This is a genomic window from Gluconobacter sp. Dm-62 (assembly GCF_018256155.1).
GTDB lineage: Bacteria > Pseudomonadota > Alphaproteobacteria > Acetobacterales > Acetobacteraceae > Gluconobacter.
Map to the genome: position 1 here is coordinate 166134 of NZ_JAERLY010000005.1, position 16869 is coordinate 183002.

A 16869-nucleotide genomic window follows, 5' to 3' on the forward strand; every position below is an offset into this window, starting at 1 on the left:
ACATGCCTGACCAATCCCAGACCGTCCTCTCCCTACGCGATGTCACGCTCTCTTTCGGCCCCAAGGTCATCCAGAAGAACATCTCGCTCGATGTGCGCAAGGGAAGTATCTTCGCCGTCATGGGTGGCTCGGGCTGCGGCAAGAGCACGCTTCTCAAAAGCATGATCGGCCTGCTCCGCCCGTCCGCTGGCGAATATCACGTCGGAGATGAGAACTACTGGGCCGGAGACGAAGCCCATCGCACGGATCTGAACCACCGCTTCGGCGTGCTGTTCCAGAGCGGCGCGCTCTGGAGTTCCATGACGATCGGCGAGAACATTGCCCTGCCGCTTCAGATGTTCACGGATCTCAAACCCGCCGTGATCCGCAGACTGGTAGAGCTGAAACTCGGCTTCGTCGGCATGTTACAGGCGATTGATCTTTACCCTTCCGAAATCAGCGGCGGAATGCGCAAGCGCGCCGGGCTGGCCCGCGCCCTCGCGCTCGATCCGGACATCCTGTTTTTCGACGAACCCTCCGCAGGTCTCGACCCGATCACCTCCGTGCGGCTCGATGATCTGATCCTGAACCTGCGCGACGGGCTTGGCGCGACGATCATCATCGTCAGCCATGAACTGCCGAGCCTCTTCCATATCGCCGATGACGGCATCTTCCTGGACCCCAGGACAAAAACCCCGATCGCCCATGGCTCTCCCCGCGACCTGCGGGACAACTGTACGGACCCACAGGTGCATGCCTTCATGCACCGTGAACGCGACGAAGAAGGAAACACGTGATGAACAGGCAGGCTCTTGTCGGTGCTTTTGTCCTTGGGGGGACAGGCCTGCTCGTCGCAGCGTTCGTCCTGTTCGGCAATTTCCATCCTTTCAGCCGGACGGAAAAAGCCGTTCTTGTGTTCCATGGCGCTTCTTCAGGTCTGACCGTTGGCGCTCCCGTCACGTTCCGGGGCGTACAGGTCGGCGCAGTGGATCGCGTCGTGATCGAATACAATCCCGCCACGAAAGACGCCTATATTCCCGTCTTCGTCACCATGCGGCCGGACAACATCATCCTGACGAACAACAGCCATCACCGCCCCAGCATGGAAGACCTCGTCCAGCAGGGGCTGCGCGGTGAGATGAACCTCAAGAGCTTCGTTACCGGCACGTCTGAAATCGATCTGGACTTCTCACCCTCCACTCCGGCCGTGCTGCACCCCGATATCGCGCATGTCACCGAGATCCCGACCAAGCAGTCAACCATCGCCGCCATGACGCAGAGCCTTCAGGACCTGCCGCTCAAGCAGATCGGTGAAAACGCAGACGCAACGCTGGCCTCCGTCCGGCAGCTTTCGGACCAGCTCGACAAGGAATTGCCTGCGCTGGTGCAAAGCATCCGCGAAACCTCCGATCACAGCCGGGACATGGTCGATGCCGCGCGCAAGACGGTCACAGAGCTTGAACCCGCCCTGACGCGCACGCTGCTCAGCGTGGACAAGCTGGCCAATGAGGGCACGGCCCAGCTCAACACACGCGGCCATGAGCTCCACACTGTCCTTCTGAACAGCAACGAAGCCGTCCAGCAGGCCACGAAGAGCCTCGCCAATCTGGAAAACATGACCTCCCCGCGTTCGGCGGACCGCGCCAATCTTGAAGCGAGCCTGCGGGACATCGCCGCCGCAGCCTCCGCCCTGCGCGGTTTCGCCACGGACGTGGAACGCAATCCGCAGCTCCTCCTCACGGGACGCCGGCCATGAGCAGACAGTTCCGCCTCCCCGCTTTTCTTCCGGAGACCAAACCCGTGACACGGCTCATGACACGATCCGCAGCCCTTCTGGCCTTCGCAACAGTGGCAGGTTGTGCCGCACCTCCCGTCCAGTTCTACACGCTCGGCGCACCCGCCATTGCACAGAACAATGCCGCACTCCCTGCTTCGGCATCGGTGCTTAGCGTGTCGCATGTCACCCTTCCAGATTATCTCGACAGTCAGGACATCCTGACACGCCACGGTGACCAGCTTGACCGCAGCCCCAACGGGCGCTGGGGAAGCCGCCTGTCACAGGGTGTGACGGATCTTCTGTCTGCCCATCTGGGACAGGACTGGCCGAACTATGTCGTCACCACACAACCTCTGGCCGAAACACCAGCCCTGCGTCTTGCGGTCAATATCAGTCGGCTGGATCTCGACACCTCCGGTCAGGGTGCGCTGGATGCCGACTGGGCGCTGATCCCCTCGGACGAACACCAGCCAATCCTGCACAGCCGGGGCTCATTCACCGCGCAGGGCGCGGTTGCCACAGATGGGGGCAAGGTCGCCCTGACCCGCACCCTCGTCGAACAGCTCGCCGCCCGGATCGCCAGCACGACCCCGCGCCCCTGAAAAGCCCCCCTTTCACTCAGACGTCTAACACCCTATTTTCCGTGATCCTGCGCCCTGAGGCGGCATATTTGCGGAGCGCCTGATTGAAAACCGTGCCTACCTTCTTGACTGTTCTGGCGATCGGTTTTTCGGCGTCTCAGATCCCCGGAACATCGCAGGCAGCCGACCCACGCGATACGCTCTCGATCGGTCTGGCCATCGAACCGCCCGGCCTGGACCCGACGCGTGGCTCCAGCGAAGCCATCGGAATGGTGACGTATGACAATATCTATGAAGGCCTGATGCGGCTGGACGAACAGGGCGCCCTCACGCCCCTTCTGGCGCAAAACTGGCACGTCTCACCAGACGGCCTGACGTATGACTTCACGCTTCATGACGGCGTGCATTTCCATGATGGCACGAACCTGACCTGCGACAGCGTGAAGTTTTCCCTGCTCCGTGCCGGTGCGGCGGACAGCACCAACCCGCACAGGGCCATCTTCAGCCAGATCGCCGACATCTCATGCCCCGACAGCTTGCATGTCAGCATCCGGCTCCAGCATCCTTACGGCAGCTTTCTCTATCAGCTCGCATGGAACGATGCCGCCATTCTCTCGCCAGCCTCCGTGGCGCAGAACATCAGCCATCCCATCGGCACAGGACCGTTCGTTTTCGAAGAATGGCGACGCGGCGACCACCTGACCCTGAACCGTAACCCGGATTACTGGGGCGCCAGATCTGCCCTGCGATCGGTGACATTCCGCTTCATGCCTGATCCGCTCTCGGCCAGTAACGCGCTGCTGGCCGGGGAGCTGGATGCCTATCCGTCCTTTCCGTCGCGGGAAATCCTGAGCCGCTTTTCCGGGAACGCAAACCTTGCCGTGGTCAGGGGCAGTTTTCCCTTCAAAGCCATTCTCGCGCTCAACAACGCCCGCCGCCCGTTCAGCGATTTCCGTGTCCGGCAGGCTATCGCGCAGGCCGTTGACCGCAAGGCGCTGCTTCAGGCCGTGGCCGACGGAGACGGAACGCTCCTGCAATCCCACATGGCGCCGGACGATCCCGATTACGTCGCCCTGCCCGACCGCTATCCCTACGACCCGGACCATGCCCGCGCCCTGCTGAAAGAGGCGGGCGTCGCACCCGGCACGCATCTGACGCTGACCTTCCCGCCCATCGGCTATGCGCGCGACAGCAGTGAGCTCATTGCCGCCTATCTGGAACAGGTCGGGCTGAATGTGACGCTTCAGCCCGTGGAATGGCCGACATGGCTGGGTCAGGTCTACGGACAGGGCCAGTTCGACATGACCGTCATCGCCCATACCGAACCCCATGACATCACGATCTATGACCGCACGCCGGTCTATTTCCACTACCACAGCCCGGTGTTCCACGCCCTCGCGGAGCAATACGAAGCCACAGCGGATACGACCACGCGGCATCAGCTTTCCATGGAAATGCAGGAACAGCTTGCACAGGACGAACCCAATGTCTTCCTGTTCGCGATCCCACGCGAAACCGTCATGAACCGGCACCTCAGGGGGCTATGGACAAACCAGCCCATCGCAGGTTGCCCGGTCGCAGGCGTTTTCTGGGCACCATGACAGGCATGGATATTTTCCGCATCCCGGTGGAACGGCTGCTTCTCCTCATCGTCGCAAGCCTCGTCATTTTCGCAGCCATGAACCTCCTGCCCGGCGACCCGGCGGCGGTCATGCTCGGACTGGATGCAAGCCCCGAAAGCCTGACCGCCCTGCATCACCAGTTAGGGCTGGAGTTATCCCTGCCCTCGCGATACGCGCACTGGATCAACGCGTTTCTGCACGGTGATCTGGGCCGGAGTTACATCTATGACGTCCCCGTCAGCAGGCTGATCGGCGAACGCTTGCAAAGCAGTCTGCCCCTGATCCTGCTGGCGATGCTGCTGTCTCTCGGCACAGGCATTCCCCTTGGCACAATGGCCGCCGCAAATCGCGGAACCGCCCTCGATAACGGCCTGATGGGCGTCATCCAGCTTTTCAAATCCATCCCGGATTTCTGGCTGGCCATGATGATGACATTCCTGTTCTCCCTGACCCTGCACTGGCTGCCCTCCAGCGGTTTCCCTGGCTGGGGCGAGGGTATCGCTCCGGCACTCAGGGCCCTCACCCTTCCCGCCATCGCCCTTGCCATCCCGCAGGCCGCCATCACAGCCCGTTTCATGCGTTCCTCCCTGATCGAGACCCTGTCGCAGGATTTCATACGCACGGCCCGGGCTCAGGGCTACAGCAGAGGCGGGGTTTTGTGGCGCATCGCACTCCCCAACGCCCTGATCCCCGTCCTGACACTGGCCGGAATCCAGCTTCCAGTTCTGGTAACGGGAACAATCATCGTCGAGAGCGTCTTCAGCCTGCCCGGCTGCGGAAAGCTTTTGCTGGAAGCGGTCAACCAGCGCGACATTCCCGTGGTGCAGAACCTCGTCATGCTGATCGTCACGGCAGTGATGATCCTCAATGTCCTGATGACGGCCCTCGTGCGCTGGCTGGATCCACGCCTTGGAACAGAGTCATGACGACCCACCCCAACCGGGCGCTCCGGGCGGGCGGCATCCTGCTCGGGATCGTGCTGTTACCCGCGACCCTCATAGCCCTGCTTAATGGCGATCAAGCCCCCCCCATCGACGTCATGCACCGTTACGCCCCCGTATCGCTGTTACATCCGCTCGGAACCGATCCTTTCGGCCGGGACATTATGGTCCATGTGCTGACCGGAGCCTTCAACAGCGTGACGATCGCAGTAATCTCAGTCTGCCTCGCCACGATTGTGGGGACGGTGCTGGGCCTGATCGCCGCAGCCAGACCTGCCCGATCCATTATGGGTCTGGCCGATCTGGGTCTGGCTTTCCCACCCGTCCTGATCGCCGCCCTGCTCGTCACGGCTCTTGGAGCCTCCGCAACCGGCGAAATCCTCGCCATCGCCCTCTTCGGCCTTCCCGCCCAGATCCGTATCACCCGGCAGGCCGCACGCTCAATCCTGATCCAGGACTATATCGCCGCATCCAGACTGGCCGGACGCGGCCCTGTTTACATCATGCGCCGACATGTCCTGCCCAACATCCTGCCGCTTCTGACGGTTCAGGCGACCTCCTCGCTGGCCCTCGCAATCCTGTCCGATGCGGGGCTGTCCTATCTCGGTCTGGGTGCCCCTCCGCCGCGACCGAATCTGGGACGCGCGCTGGCCTCGTATCAGATCCATATCTTCGATCATCCGCTGCTGGTCGCCATACCGGGGCTAACGATCATGCTGCTCGTGCTGGGCTTCAACATGCTCGGGGATGGCCTGCGGGATGCTCTTGATGCCGCTCATGAAGAGCAAACCCCATGATGCCCCTGCTCCATGTCCATGCCCTGAGCGTCCAGAGCCTTGCCCGGCCAATCCTGCACAACCTTTCCTTCGCGCTTGAACCGGGAAAAATCCTTGCCGTCACCGGAGAGTCCGGTTCCGGAAAATCCACCCTCGCACTAAGCCTGATGGGACTGCTGCCTCCCGACTTTCAGGCTCAGGGAAGCATCCGGCTTGAAAATATGGAGCTTTCCACACTCTCCGAACCGGACTGGTGCAAGATCCGCGGTAAAAGACTGGCCATGGTCTTTCAGGAACCCATGACGGCGCTGAATCCCACGCGGCGTATCGGCGCGCAGATCGGCGATACATTCCGCCTTCACACGACACTCTCCCATCGTGAAATCGGCGCACAGACGCGGATACTCCTGGAACAGGTCGGCCTGTCTAAAGCAGGCGTGAACGAACGCGCTTACCCCCATCAGCTTTCCGGCGGCCAGAGACAACGCGTCCTTCTGGCAATGGCGCTGGCCTGCCAGCCCGCACTCCTGATCGCGGACGAATTCACCACTGCGCTCGACGCCCGAACCCAGGCGGCCATTATGGCGCTCGTGACCCGTCGCTGCGAAACGCACGGCATGGCCGTCCTCATGATCTCCCATGACCTTGGACTGGTACGCCGTCACGCCGATCATGTTCTGGTCATGAAAGATGGCACCTGCGTGGAACAGGGCCCAACCGCCTCCGTGTTTGGTGCCCCCCGCCATCCCTACACGCAGGCGCTTCTGGCCATGTCCCTGCACGGAACTGCCCGCATACCGCTCACACCCCTGCCCGTTTTTACAGCACCGTCATGACCATGATCCTTCAGGCCCGAAATGTAACTTATGGTCAGAGAAGCCGACAGGGTTTCTCCTTCACGCGACGCGCGCCCTCGCCCATTCTGAAAAATATCAGCCTCGATCTACAATCAGGCCAAACGCTCGGGATCATCGGAGCCTCAGGAAGCGGAAAATCCACCCTGTGCCGCCTCCTCAGTGGCCTCGTCGTCCCGGATGAAGGGCAGATCCTGTATCAGGGACAGGATCTCGCGACCGCTTCAGCACCTGCGCGGAAGAAAATCCGCTCCGCAATCCAGATGATCTTTCAGGACCCGGCTGGAGCGCTCGATCCGCGCCAGACGATCAGCGATATCGTGGGGGAAGCGCTCGGTCCCGTCCCGGATCGAGACGCACGCATCCGAACAGCCCTCCATGACGTCAGCCTTTCCGCCGATATCACCAACCGCTACCCGAGAGCCTTTTCCGGCGGCCAGAAGCAGCGGATCGCCCTCGCCCGCGCCCTGATCACGCGCCCTTCCGTCATCATCGCCGATGAAGCCGTCTCCGCGCTGGATGTCTCCACACAGGCCATCGTCCTGAACCTGCTGTTGGATCTTCAGAAGCGGCACGGCCTGTCATATGTTTTCGTCAGTCACGATCTGGCCGTCATCCGTCATCTGTCGCACCATATCGCCGTTCTGGATCACGGCCGGATTGTAGAATCCGGTCCAGCATCGGACATTCTGGCGGCCCCAACCCAGCCCGCCACAAAGGCGCTTCTTGAAAACACCTACTGACCCGCGAGGCGTCATGACCTGTCTGAACCTTCTCACCGACATTCCCGGCATCCGCGTCGGCCATTGTCAGGATCTGACCCTGCGTACGGGAGTGACGGCCATTCTGTTCGATCGTCCCGTCATCGCCTCCGGCAGCTTTCCGGGCGGCGCGCCGGCCCTGCGGGAAACAGCTCTGCTGGAGCCTGAAAACTTGGTCGGGCACATCCATGCCGTCGTCCTGTCCGGCGGATCGACCTATGGGCTGGACGCGACAACGGGGGTGCAGGCGTGGCTGCGGGAGCAGTTCGGCAAGACCCCGCTGCCGCCCAGCACCATTCGCGTACCCATCGTGGTGCAGGCCAGTCTTTACGATCTGCCACCGGGTGGACAGACGACCTGGGGCCGCTATTCCCCCTATGCTGAAATGGGTCATCAGGCCGCAACGAGCGCTCGCAGCGGGGTCTTCGGACTTGGCACGGCCGGTGCAGGCACCGGTGCGACGACGGCCACACTGCGCGGGGGGCTGGGGTCGGCCAGCACGATCACACCCGCTGGACACCGCGTAGCCGCGTTGGTCGCCGTCAATGCCGTCGGAACAGCCACGATCGGCGATGGCCCTCATTTCTGGAGCGCGCCTTTCGAGCAGGGAAAGGAATTCGGCCGTCTGGGCATGCCCGCACATCTGAGCGTCGAGGATCTGCGCCTGCGCTCCAAATGGGCGTCCGTCACGGGCACCACGATCGGCCTCGTCGCAACAGACGCCACCCTCACCAAGACGCAGGCGAAACGCCTCGCCATTCTGGCGCAGGATGGCGTAGCGCGGGGCGTGTTTCCAGCCCATCTTCCACTGGATGGCGACGCCATGATCGGCGTCTCAACCGCCGAAAAACCCGAGCCAATCGGTCAGGAATGGACCGAAATCCTTCACGCTGCCACGCAGGTCACCGCCCGCGCGATCGCCCGCGGCGTGTATGAAGCTGCCCCGCTTCCCGGTGGCGCACCCCTCCCGACATGGCGCGAGCGTTTCGGGGAAAGGAAGACGTCAGGATCCGAAACGGTATAAAAATGATCTGACCCTCATTTCATATATTCTATTGAAAATCATATACGATTATAGAACTCGGACCGAGTGTCATGTTCGAGGCTGAATCCATGTCATCTGTTGTGCCGTCCTATCCAGTCCGCTCCTCCCTTCGTCAGGCCATCGCCGCAGACATGCGCAGGCCCGAGGCGGACTGCATCCTTCCCCTGATCGAACAGGCCACGCTGACCGAAACGGAACAGCAGAACACATCCGATGTCGCGCGCCACCTGACCGGCACATTGCGGGCGCAGCGTCGTCCGGGCGGCGTCGAAGCACTCGTACAGGAGTTCTCCCTGTCCTCCGCCGAGGGCGTATCGCTGATGTGTCTGGCCGAGGCCCTCCTGCGCATCCCCGATGCCGCAACGCGCGACGCCCTGATCCGCGACCGGATCGGCACGGGGGACTGGCTGTCCCATGTCGGCGGCAAGAAATCAGTTTTCGTCAATGCGGCCTCATGGGGCCTGATGCTGACCGGCAAGCTGACCAACGACACCGATGAGGGTCTTGCCGCAACCCTGTTCCGCCTCGTCGGACGTGGCGGACAGCCGCTGGTGCGTCGAGCGCTCGACATCGCCATGCGTATGATGGGCGAGCAGTTCGTCATCGGCGAGACGATCGAGGACGCCCGCAAGGTCAGCGCAGCCCCCGAGGACCGTGGCTTCAAATACTCTTACGACATGCTCGGCGAAGCGGCGATGACCGAAGCCGACGCCCTGCGCTATCGCCGTGACTATGAGCGCGCGATCGATGTGATCGGCCAGACCGCACGCGGTGCGAATGTTTACGAAAAAGCCGGGATTTCCATCAAGCTCTCGGCCCTGCACCCGCGCTATGCCTTCGCCCAGCGCGAGCGCGTGCTGAAAGAACTTGGTCAGACGCTGAAAGACCTCGTCATTCAGGCCCGCCGCTATGACATTGGCATCAATATCGACGCCGAAGAAAGCGAACGTCTGGACCTCTCGCTCGACCTGATCGAAGACCTGTGCCACTGCCCGGAACTGGACGGCTGGAACGGCATCGGGATCGTCGTGCAGGCCTATGGACGCCGTGCGCCCAAGGTTCTGGACTATCTGATCGATCTCGGCCGCCGCAGCGGACATCGCCTGATGATCCGTCTGGTGAAGGGCGCGTACTGGGACAGCGAAATCAAGAAAGCCCAGGTTGAAGGCCAGACGGATTTCCCGGTCTACACGCGCAAATGCTACACGGATGTCAGCTACATCGCCTGTGCAAAAAAGCTCCTCGCCGCCCGCGATGTCGTCTTTCCGCAGTTCGCAACCCACAATGCCCGCACACTGGCCACGATCTATACGCTGGCAGGTCTGGATTTCCAGATCGGTGACTACGAATTCCAGTGCCTACACGGCATGGGCGAGACGCTCTATAACGAAGTTGTCGGGCCGCAGAAGCTCAACCGTCCCTGCCGGGTCTATGCCCCGGTTGGCTCGCATGAAACGCTACTCGCCTATCTGGTACGTCGTCTGCTGGAAAACGGTGCCAATTCGTCCTTCGTCAATCAGATCGGCGACGAAAGCCTGCCCATCGAGACCCTGATCGCTGATCCGGTCGCGCTGGCAAAAGCCGTTCAGCCGCCGGGCGCTTCCCATACCGCCATTGCTCTGCCCAAGGACCTGTTCGCCCCTGAGCGTCCGAATTCACGTGGACTGGACCTGACCGACGAGCACACCGTCACCGATCTGGCCGAAGCCGTGCACGCATCTGCAGAACGGGCTCTGGAAGATACGTCGTGCTCGGGTGAGACGCAGGACATCCGCAATCCATCCAGTCATTCGGACCTGATAGGCCACGTCCGTTTCGGAACCGAAGAGGACGTTCGCAAGGCCATTGATGCCGCCGCGGCCGAAGCCCACGCATGGGCTGCTCTCTCGGCTGATGATCGCAGCATAAAACTCGATCGTGCGGCGGACCTGCTGGAAGAGCACCAGACAGAGCTCATGGCGCTTCTGGTCCGCGAGGCAGGCAAGTCCTACGCCAATGCGCTGTCCGAAGTCCGCGAGGCCGTCGATTTCCTGCGTTATTACGCCGTTCAGGCTCAGGAAACTGCACAGGCGGGCAGCAGCACGCCGCTCGGCGTTGTCGCCTGCATCAGCCCGTGGAACTTTCCTCTCGCGATTTTCCTTGGACAGGTCGCAGTCGCACTGGCGGCTGGCAACACGGTGGTCGCCAAGCCCGCCGAGGAAACACCGTTCATCGCTCTCCGCGCCGTTGCCCTTCTGCGCGAAGCCGGCGTTCCGGAAAACGCGCTGCGTCTCGTTCCTGGCGCAGGTAAGACCGGTGCGGCCCTCGTAGCCGACAGCCGGATCGCGGGCGTGATGTTCACCGGCTCCACTGCCGTCGCGGGCCTGATCGCCAACACGCTGGCCGGACGCACGGGAGCGGACGGTCAGCCGGTTCCGTTCGTCGCCGAAACCGGTGGCCAGAACGCCATGATTGTGGACAGCTCCGCCCTGACCGAACAGGTGGTTGCGGATGTTCTGGTCTCGGCGTTCGACAGCGCGGGCCAGCGCTGCTCGGCTCTGCGCGTCCTATGTGTGCAGGAAGACTGCGCCGATCGCGTCCTGACCATGCTTCGCGGTGCGGTGGAGGAACTGCGCATCGGCAACCCCGCCGAACTGAACACCGACATCGGCCCCGTCATCTCGGCAGAAGCCCAGTCCGGTATCCAGACCTATATCGACACATCGCGCGCGCAGAACCGCGCCGTCTGGTCGCTTCCCCTGCCGGAGAGCGCATCGAACGGCACGTTCATCGCCCCGACGATCATCGAGATCGACAGTCTGGCCGATCTGAAAGGCGAAGTCTTCGGACCGGTGCTGCATGTCCTGCGTTTCGCTTCCAGTGACTTCGAAGCCCTGATCAACGCCATCAACCAGTCCGGCTATGGCCTCACCTTCGGTCTGCACACCCGGATCGAAAGCCGCATGGCGCATGTCACGTCGCGCATCGAGGCCGGGAACCTCTACGTCAACCGCAACATGGTCGGCGCGGTCGTAGGCAGCCAGCCTTTCGGTGGCGAAAAGCTCTCTGGCACAGGCCCGAAAGCCGGTGGTCCGCTGATCCTGCGCCGCCTCATGAGTACCGCTCCCGCTCATACGGACTGGGAGAGTAAGGAGCTTCCGGAACCTGCACGCCAGTTCCTGTCCTGGCTGATGCAGACGAGCTTCCCGCTTTACCAGAAGATCGTGGACGGCATGCAGCACGGCATGTGCGGCGCCACGCGCGAGCTCCCCGGCCCGGTCGGCGAAACCAACCTGTACCAGCTTCTGCCCCGTGGAGCCGTCCTGTGCGTTGCCAGCAACCGGGAGACCATGCTCCGCGCTGTAGGCCTCGCTTTGAGCGGTGGGAACACGGCCTTCGTTCAGGGGCCAAATGTGGCCTCGGACTGGGTATCTGATCTGCCCCATGCCCTTGCCCTGCAGATCCGCCGGACACAGGGCGGCCGTGTTGCGGGATGCCGGACGATCCTGGCCTCTCCGGAAGAGACGCAGATGGCAGAACAGGCCCGCACGGCGCTCTCGCGTTCAGGCATGGTCGTTCAACTCCATATGCTGGACGCAAAAAGCCCGATCCGGCCTGAATGGGTGCTTCAGGAAAAGGTCGTCAGCACGAACACCACTGCCGCTGGCGGCAATGCCAGCCTGATGACGATCGGATAATGACAATCCCCGGCATGATCGTTCGTTACGATCATGCTAAGAGGATCGCCCCTAACTGACGGACGACCAACCCCATGAGCGAAGCCGAGCCGATTTTCATGCCCGTTGATACGAAAAGCGGCTCGGCATCGCTCGAAATCGCAGAAGCCCTGCGCAGTGCCATCACGGACGGCATCCTGACCGATGGCCAGCCGCTGCGGCAGTCGGAACTTGCCCGCAATTTCGGCGTCTCCCCCATCCCGGTCCGCGAAGCTCTCAAGCAACTTGAAGCGGAGGGCCTTATCGCCTTCCTGCCCCATCGCGGCGCCGTGGTGACGGGGTTGAGCGAGGCCGACATTCTGGAATATTCAGACATCCGCGCCTCGCTGGAAAGCAGGGCGGCGGGAGTGGCCATGACGTCCCTCACCCGTGTCGATCTGGCCCGGATCGAGGACGCCTATGAGGCTTTTGTTAACGGCACGGGCGGAGCTAATGGCATGGAACAGTCCGGCCGTCTGAACTGGGAGTTTCACGGCGCCATCTATGCCGCGTCACGACGCCCGAGACTGTACGGCATGATCCACGACCTGCATTCGCGCCTCGACCGCTATATCCGCGCCCATCTGGAGCTGCCGGGCCGAAAGGCCGCAACGGACGCCGAACATTTCCAGATCCTTCAGGCCTGCCGCGCCCGCGACGGCGAAGAACTGGGACGCCTGACAAAACAGCATATTCTCGAAGCTGCCTCCCTGTCGCTGGACGTCATCCGCGAACGGACAGCCTCCTGAACTTCACCGCGCCGGATTGACCGAAACCAGCGTCGCGGGTCCCCGTTCGTCATACCAGCGATTCAGCGGGCCATTTGTATGGAAAAACCCCGGAATACTGTCGATGATATGGGCACTCTGCTCCAGACACGACACCAGACGGACACGGTATAGCCCTGCTGCGCCGGACGTCTCGTCCGCACCGATCAGCCCCGCAGCAGCCATGAGAGATACCGCCGTCCCGACAGGATCCCGCCGCAGGGTCCGGAAGGACGCAAGCGCCACATTCAGAGCCTCCTGTTCGCGAGCATTCAGCCCCGCCGGTTCCACGGCCTGCCGCAGACGGATCAGCAGACGCCCGAGGGACAGGGCGGCAAAAGCACCATCCACATAACCCTGACGGTCGATCGGAGACGCTACCAGAGACAGCCTCATCAGCAGGATGGAGACTTTCTGGATCTGCGCCCCTTCCCACACCATCCAGGACGGCACCCGCGCGGCAGGGCGTGCCGAGAGGCTCTGAAGGCTGCGACCGAGCGAAATGACAAGCCGGGAGGCATAAAGCCGCTGATCGGCTGGCATGATCACCCGGAATACCAAGACCAGCAGCGCGCAGCCCATCAGGATGGCCAACCACGTATTGATGAGCGTGATGTCATCGATCACCATGGTATTCGTCACCATCAACTGCATGGCCAGAAAGACCGTGTAGCCAAAGGCTCCCACCCCGTAACGCGGATGAAACTGGAGCCATACCCCCGGCAGCATGCAGGCACAGATCGAGAGCCAGAGCATCGGATAACCGTCCACACGCGGAAGTGCCGCAATGTGGCACAGCCAGCAGGCGGGAACCGACAGCGCCGTTCCGATCGCCATAGGCAGGCTGGCCCTTGCCGCCGAGGGTGCTGTGGACAGCAGGCTCGACGCGGCCACCACATACATGATCATCATCGGCCCGGTCGGAAAATAGGTGATGTACCAGATCATGCAGGCCAGAAAGGCGATCAGCATGCCACGCAGACCGTTATAGATCGCCGACATCCATTCCAGATAAGGCAGTACCCGAACCCGAACTCGGACATGCGGACCGCGCGGACTGGACAGGTCCCACACGGTTTCCCTGAGTTGAACAAGAATATCGCGCACATTGTCGACTGACGCCTGAACCGCCGGCGATGTCGCACCCCGCTCCAGTATCTCCAGCCGCCCACGCGACTCTTCCAGACAGGCCAGCACGGGCTCCGACCGCTCGATCCATCCCACGGTTTCCGTCAGGGAGAGCACCTCGGTCAGCGTATCGCGGATTTCACGATGAACTGGCGCCGAAAGCGGGTTCGCCACGCCCAGATTACGCCAGTACGGATGATAGGACGCGACAAGCCCCGTCATGCGACTGACGGCAAGCCGGTATCCCCGCACCCTGGCATGAATGTCGGGATTATCCGTTGCAGCGTATTCCAGCGAAGGCCCCAGACGCGCAAGCTGGCCCAGAAGACGCTGCCGCCCGTCATAAAGGGTCTGCGGAAGGGTTCGGAAAGCTCCTTCGGCCAACAGAGGCTCCGCGCCAGGGGCATCCTGCGCGCCGGATCTGTTCATCAGCCCCTCATGAAACACAAGCGCATGGCGGAGCGTGTCACGGAATGCCTCCGATAACGCGTCCATCGTGCCCTGACGAAGTCGCGGCGACGTCACCATGAACACCGCGGCCGTCACCACAATCCCGAGCGCCACGTCAGACACACGCATCATGGCGGACAGGAAGATATTCTCGGGATGGGCAAAGGCCGGCACGGCCACGATAATGATCGTGTAACCCGTCAGAACAGCAGCATAAGCCCGGAAATACCGCAGGCATGTCGCCGTCATGCAGGCCAGCCCCACAAAGGCCGACAATGCCATGAAATACAGAACGGCGGACTGCACGAACATCGCCATCACCGCCGTGCTCAAGGCCGCACCGATCACCGTTCCAGTCATGCGCCACACGCTTTTGGACACAAGCGCGCCCACCGTCGGGTTCGCAACGATCAGGACGGTCGTCACCGTACTCATCGGCGATTCAAGCTGGATCATGAACGCGAGAAAGAGCGCAATGCCGATGGACAGGAACACCCTAGCCGTAAAAGCCGCCGTAGAGACAAAATTCCGCCACCGCACGCTATTGCGGTCAAAAGAAAAAATCCGGCGAAAAGGATTGCGCATGAAAAGCCCGGAAAATCAGGGTGAAGAAAAACCGGAGAGGGAAAACTTCCCCTCCATCATGCCAATCTGGCTGCGAAGGATCTCCGCCGCATCGGAAGGCAGCCCCTCGGTCAGACGGGCTTCCAGTTCAGCCGCGATGCGATGGAACTGGCGGCAACGCTCACACCCGGCTTCCGTAAGGACGAGCAGGTTGGAGCGACGGTCCTGCGGATCGGGCTTCCGCGAAATCAGCCCCTCGCCCCCCAGATGATCCAGAACCCGCACGAGCGCCGAGCTGTCCACCCCCATGACGGAGGCCAGATCGCTCTGCTTCATCCCGTTTCCCATCACCATCAGGTAGGCCATGGGCCGCATGGTCGCGAGCGTCATGCCTTCGGGCCGCAGAAGACGATCCAGTTGCGCCCGCCACAGGCTCGACAGCCGCAGGACATGGAAGGTCAGCCCCATGTCATGAAAACTGCTGTCCCGAAGGATGGACGGATCGTATTGGACACCCATTTCCGGTGACACCTCATATGTTGACATGACAACAGATTATATGACAGCATCAGAATTGAAAACAGACTCTGTTGACATTTTCGTCAGGAGGTTCAGTTTTTGATCCATATCACCCACCGACCCTCCTTATTTGAGTGGGAGTCGTTGTGGCTGAGCGAGGAGCGTTGTGTACGAATTGTCTTACAGTCAGGCGGGTGACGGTCTGGTGGTTGACGGTGGGGTCGGTACCTGATGCTGGCTGAAGTCGACCTGTTTGGCGTTTTCGTTGCACCGCTTTCCATTTATGCCGTAGCGGCGGTCTTTGTGACGTTACTGCTTCGAAGCCTCCTGTGGCGCACTGGTGCGCTGGGATGGTTCTGGCACGTCGCCCTCTTTGAAATAGCGCTCTATGTCTGTGTTCTCTGTCTACTCATCCTTTACGTATAGGAGGGGTCGGCAATGAACTGGACCCGCAGTGTGATCCGTGTCCTGCTGACCCTTATTGTCCTGGCGCTTGCCATCGGACTGGGGCGCACGATGTGGGACATTTATGTCCTCGCCCCCTGGACCCGTGACGGCCGCGTGCGCGTTTACGTCGTGGATGCCGCGCCTGAAGTTTCGGGCACGGTCGTCGCCGTGCCGGTCGTGGACAACCAGTTCGTCCACAGGGGCGATCCGCTCTTCGTGCTCGATCCGGTGCGCTTCCGCCTCGACATCGACGCCGCCCGCGCCCGGGTGGCCGGTGCCGAGGAAGACCTGAAGCTCCGCAGTTCCGACGCCAAGCGCCGTATGGGCCTGGGCGGCATCGTCTCGGCGGAAGAACAGGAAGACTTCAACTCCAACGTCGAAACCCAGCGCGCCAAGGTCAACGCGGCCAAGGCCGAGCTGAACACCGCACTGCTGAACCTGCAGCGCTCCACGGTCTATTCGCCGGTGGACGGCTACATCACCAACCTGAACCTGCGGGTGGGTGACTATGCCCATGCCGGCATCTCGGGGCTCGCGGTGATCGACGCGCACAGCTACTGGATCAACGGCTACTTCGAAGAAACCAAGATGCACGGCGTGCATGTGGGTGACGAAGCCCGGATCAAGCTGATGGGCTACAAGCAGATCATCATGGCGCATGTCGTCAGCATCGGGCGCGGCATCAACGACCAGAACGGCGTGTCCGACAAGCTGGGTCTGCCGGACGTCAACCCGATCTTCACCTGGGTGCGTCTGGCGCAGCGTATTCCGGTGCGTCTGGAGTTCGACAACGTGCCGCCGGAAATCACGCTGGCGGCCGGCATGACGGCCACGGTGACGATCGGGCGTGAGACGCCGGGTGCGCGCGGACGTCTGACCACCTGGCTGCAGAACCACCTCTGACATGTCACGCACTCCTTTCTCCCGGGCTGTAGCCCTTGCCCTGGGCACCTGCCTGTCGCT

Annotated in this window: 15 protein-coding genes; 13 read left to right on the forward strand and 2 right to left on the reverse strand. The window is 61.9% G+C overall.

Annotated elements, in window-relative coordinates:
• Positions 1-2: 2 nt before the first annotated feature.
• From JK202_RS07930 to JK202_RS07980, 11 genes are all read left to right on the forward strand, one after another.
• Positions 3-776, forward strand: a complete 774-nt coding sequence (locus JK202_RS07930) for an ABC transporter ATP-binding protein (RefSeq protein WP_211559918.1) — start codon at positions 3-5, stop codon at positions 774-776.
• Positions 776-1735, forward strand: coding sequence for an MlaD family protein (locus tag JK202_RS07935; protein ID WP_211559920.1), 960 nt, complete (start codon positions 776-778; stop codon positions 1733-1735). The genes JK202_RS07930 and JK202_RS07935 overlap by 1 nt, the downstream gene beginning before the upstream one ends.
• Positions 1732-2358 (forward strand): PqiC family protein, encoded by a 627-nt coding sequence (locus JK202_RS07940; RefSeq protein WP_349291843.1) that lies wholly within the window; start codon positions 1732-1734, stop codon positions 2356-2358. The genes JK202_RS07935 and JK202_RS07940 overlap by 4 nt, the downstream gene beginning before the upstream one ends.
• Positions 2359-2450: 92 nt before the next feature.
• A complete protein-coding gene (locus tag JK202_RS07945) occupies positions 2451-3938 on the forward strand; it encodes an ABC transporter substrate-binding protein (protein ID WP_349291845.1) in 1488 nt (495 codons plus the stop codon).
• Positions 3935-4885 carry an ABC transporter permease gene (locus tag JK202_RS07950; RefSeq protein WP_211559922.1) on the forward strand — a complete coding sequence of 317 codons (951 nt, stop codon included), beginning with the start codon at positions 3935-3937 and terminating at the stop codon, positions 4883-4885. Before JK202_RS07945 ends, JK202_RS07950 begins: the two co-directional genes overlap by 4 nt.
• Positions 4882-5697: an ABC transporter permease gene (locus JK202_RS07955; protein ID WP_211559924.1), complete on the forward strand. Its 816-nt coding sequence runs from the start codon at positions 4882-4884 to the stop codon at positions 5695-5697. The genes JK202_RS07950 and JK202_RS07955 overlap by 4 nt, the downstream gene beginning before the upstream one ends.
• Positions 5694-6512, forward strand: a complete 819-nt coding sequence (locus JK202_RS07960; protein ID WP_211559926.1) for an ABC transporter ATP-binding protein — start codon at positions 5694-5696, stop codon at positions 6510-6512. The genes JK202_RS07955 and JK202_RS07960 overlap by 4 nt, the downstream gene beginning before the upstream one ends.
• Positions 6509-7273: an ABC transporter ATP-binding protein gene (locus tag JK202_RS07965; RefSeq protein WP_211559928.1), complete on the forward strand. Its 765-nt coding sequence runs from the start codon at positions 6509-6511 to the stop codon at positions 7271-7273. The genes JK202_RS07960 and JK202_RS07965 overlap by 4 nt, the downstream gene beginning before the upstream one ends.
• Before the next feature lie 13 nt (positions 7274-7286).
• Complete coding sequence (locus JK202_RS07970; protein ID WP_211559970.1) at positions 7287-8315, forward strand: P1 family peptidase; 1029 nt, start codon at positions 7287-7289, stop codon at positions 8313-8315.
• A gap of 71 nt (positions 8316-8386) precedes the next feature.
• A complete protein-coding gene (putA, locus tag JK202_RS07975; RefSeq protein WP_249199797.1) occupies positions 8387-12013 on the forward strand; it encodes a bifunctional proline dehydrogenase/L-glutamate gamma-semialdehyde dehydrogenase PutA in 3627 nt (1208 codons plus the stop codon).
• 74 nt (positions 12014-12087) lie between these two features.
• Positions 12088-12780 carry a GntR family transcriptional regulator gene (locus tag JK202_RS07980; RefSeq protein ID WP_211559930.1) on the forward strand — a complete coding sequence of 231 codons (693 nt, stop codon included), beginning with the start codon at positions 12088-12090 and terminating at the stop codon, positions 12778-12780.
• Positions 12781-12783: 3 nt separating this feature from the next.
• Here the strand turns inward: JK202_RS07980 and JK202_RS07985 are convergent, their stop codons facing one another.
• Positions 12784-14961, reverse strand: coding sequence for an FUSC family protein (locus JK202_RS07985; RefSeq protein WP_211559931.1), 2178 nt, complete (start codon positions 14959-14961; stop codon positions 12784-12786).
• Between the two features lie 15 nt (positions 14962-14976).
• Positions 14977-15486, reverse strand: coding sequence for a MarR family winged helix-turn-helix transcriptional regulator (locus tag JK202_RS07990; protein WP_249199799.1), 510 nt, complete (start codon positions 15484-15486; stop codon positions 14977-14979).
• A 204-nt stretch (positions 15487-15690) separates the two neighbouring features.
• On the opposite strand from JK202_RS07990, the gene JK202_RS07995 reads away from it, so the two are divergent.
• On the forward strand, positions 15691-15885 hold the full coding sequence (locus JK202_RS07995) for a DUF1656 domain-containing protein (RefSeq protein WP_062493400.1): 195 nt from the start codon (positions 15691-15693) through the stop codon (positions 15883-15885).
• A gap of 12 nt (positions 15886-15897) precedes the next feature.
• A complete protein-coding gene (locus tag JK202_RS08000; protein WP_211559933.1) occupies positions 15898-16809 on the forward strand; it encodes an HlyD family secretion protein in 912 nt (303 codons plus the stop codon).
• The last annotated feature ends 60 nt before the right edge of the window (positions 16810-16869 follow it).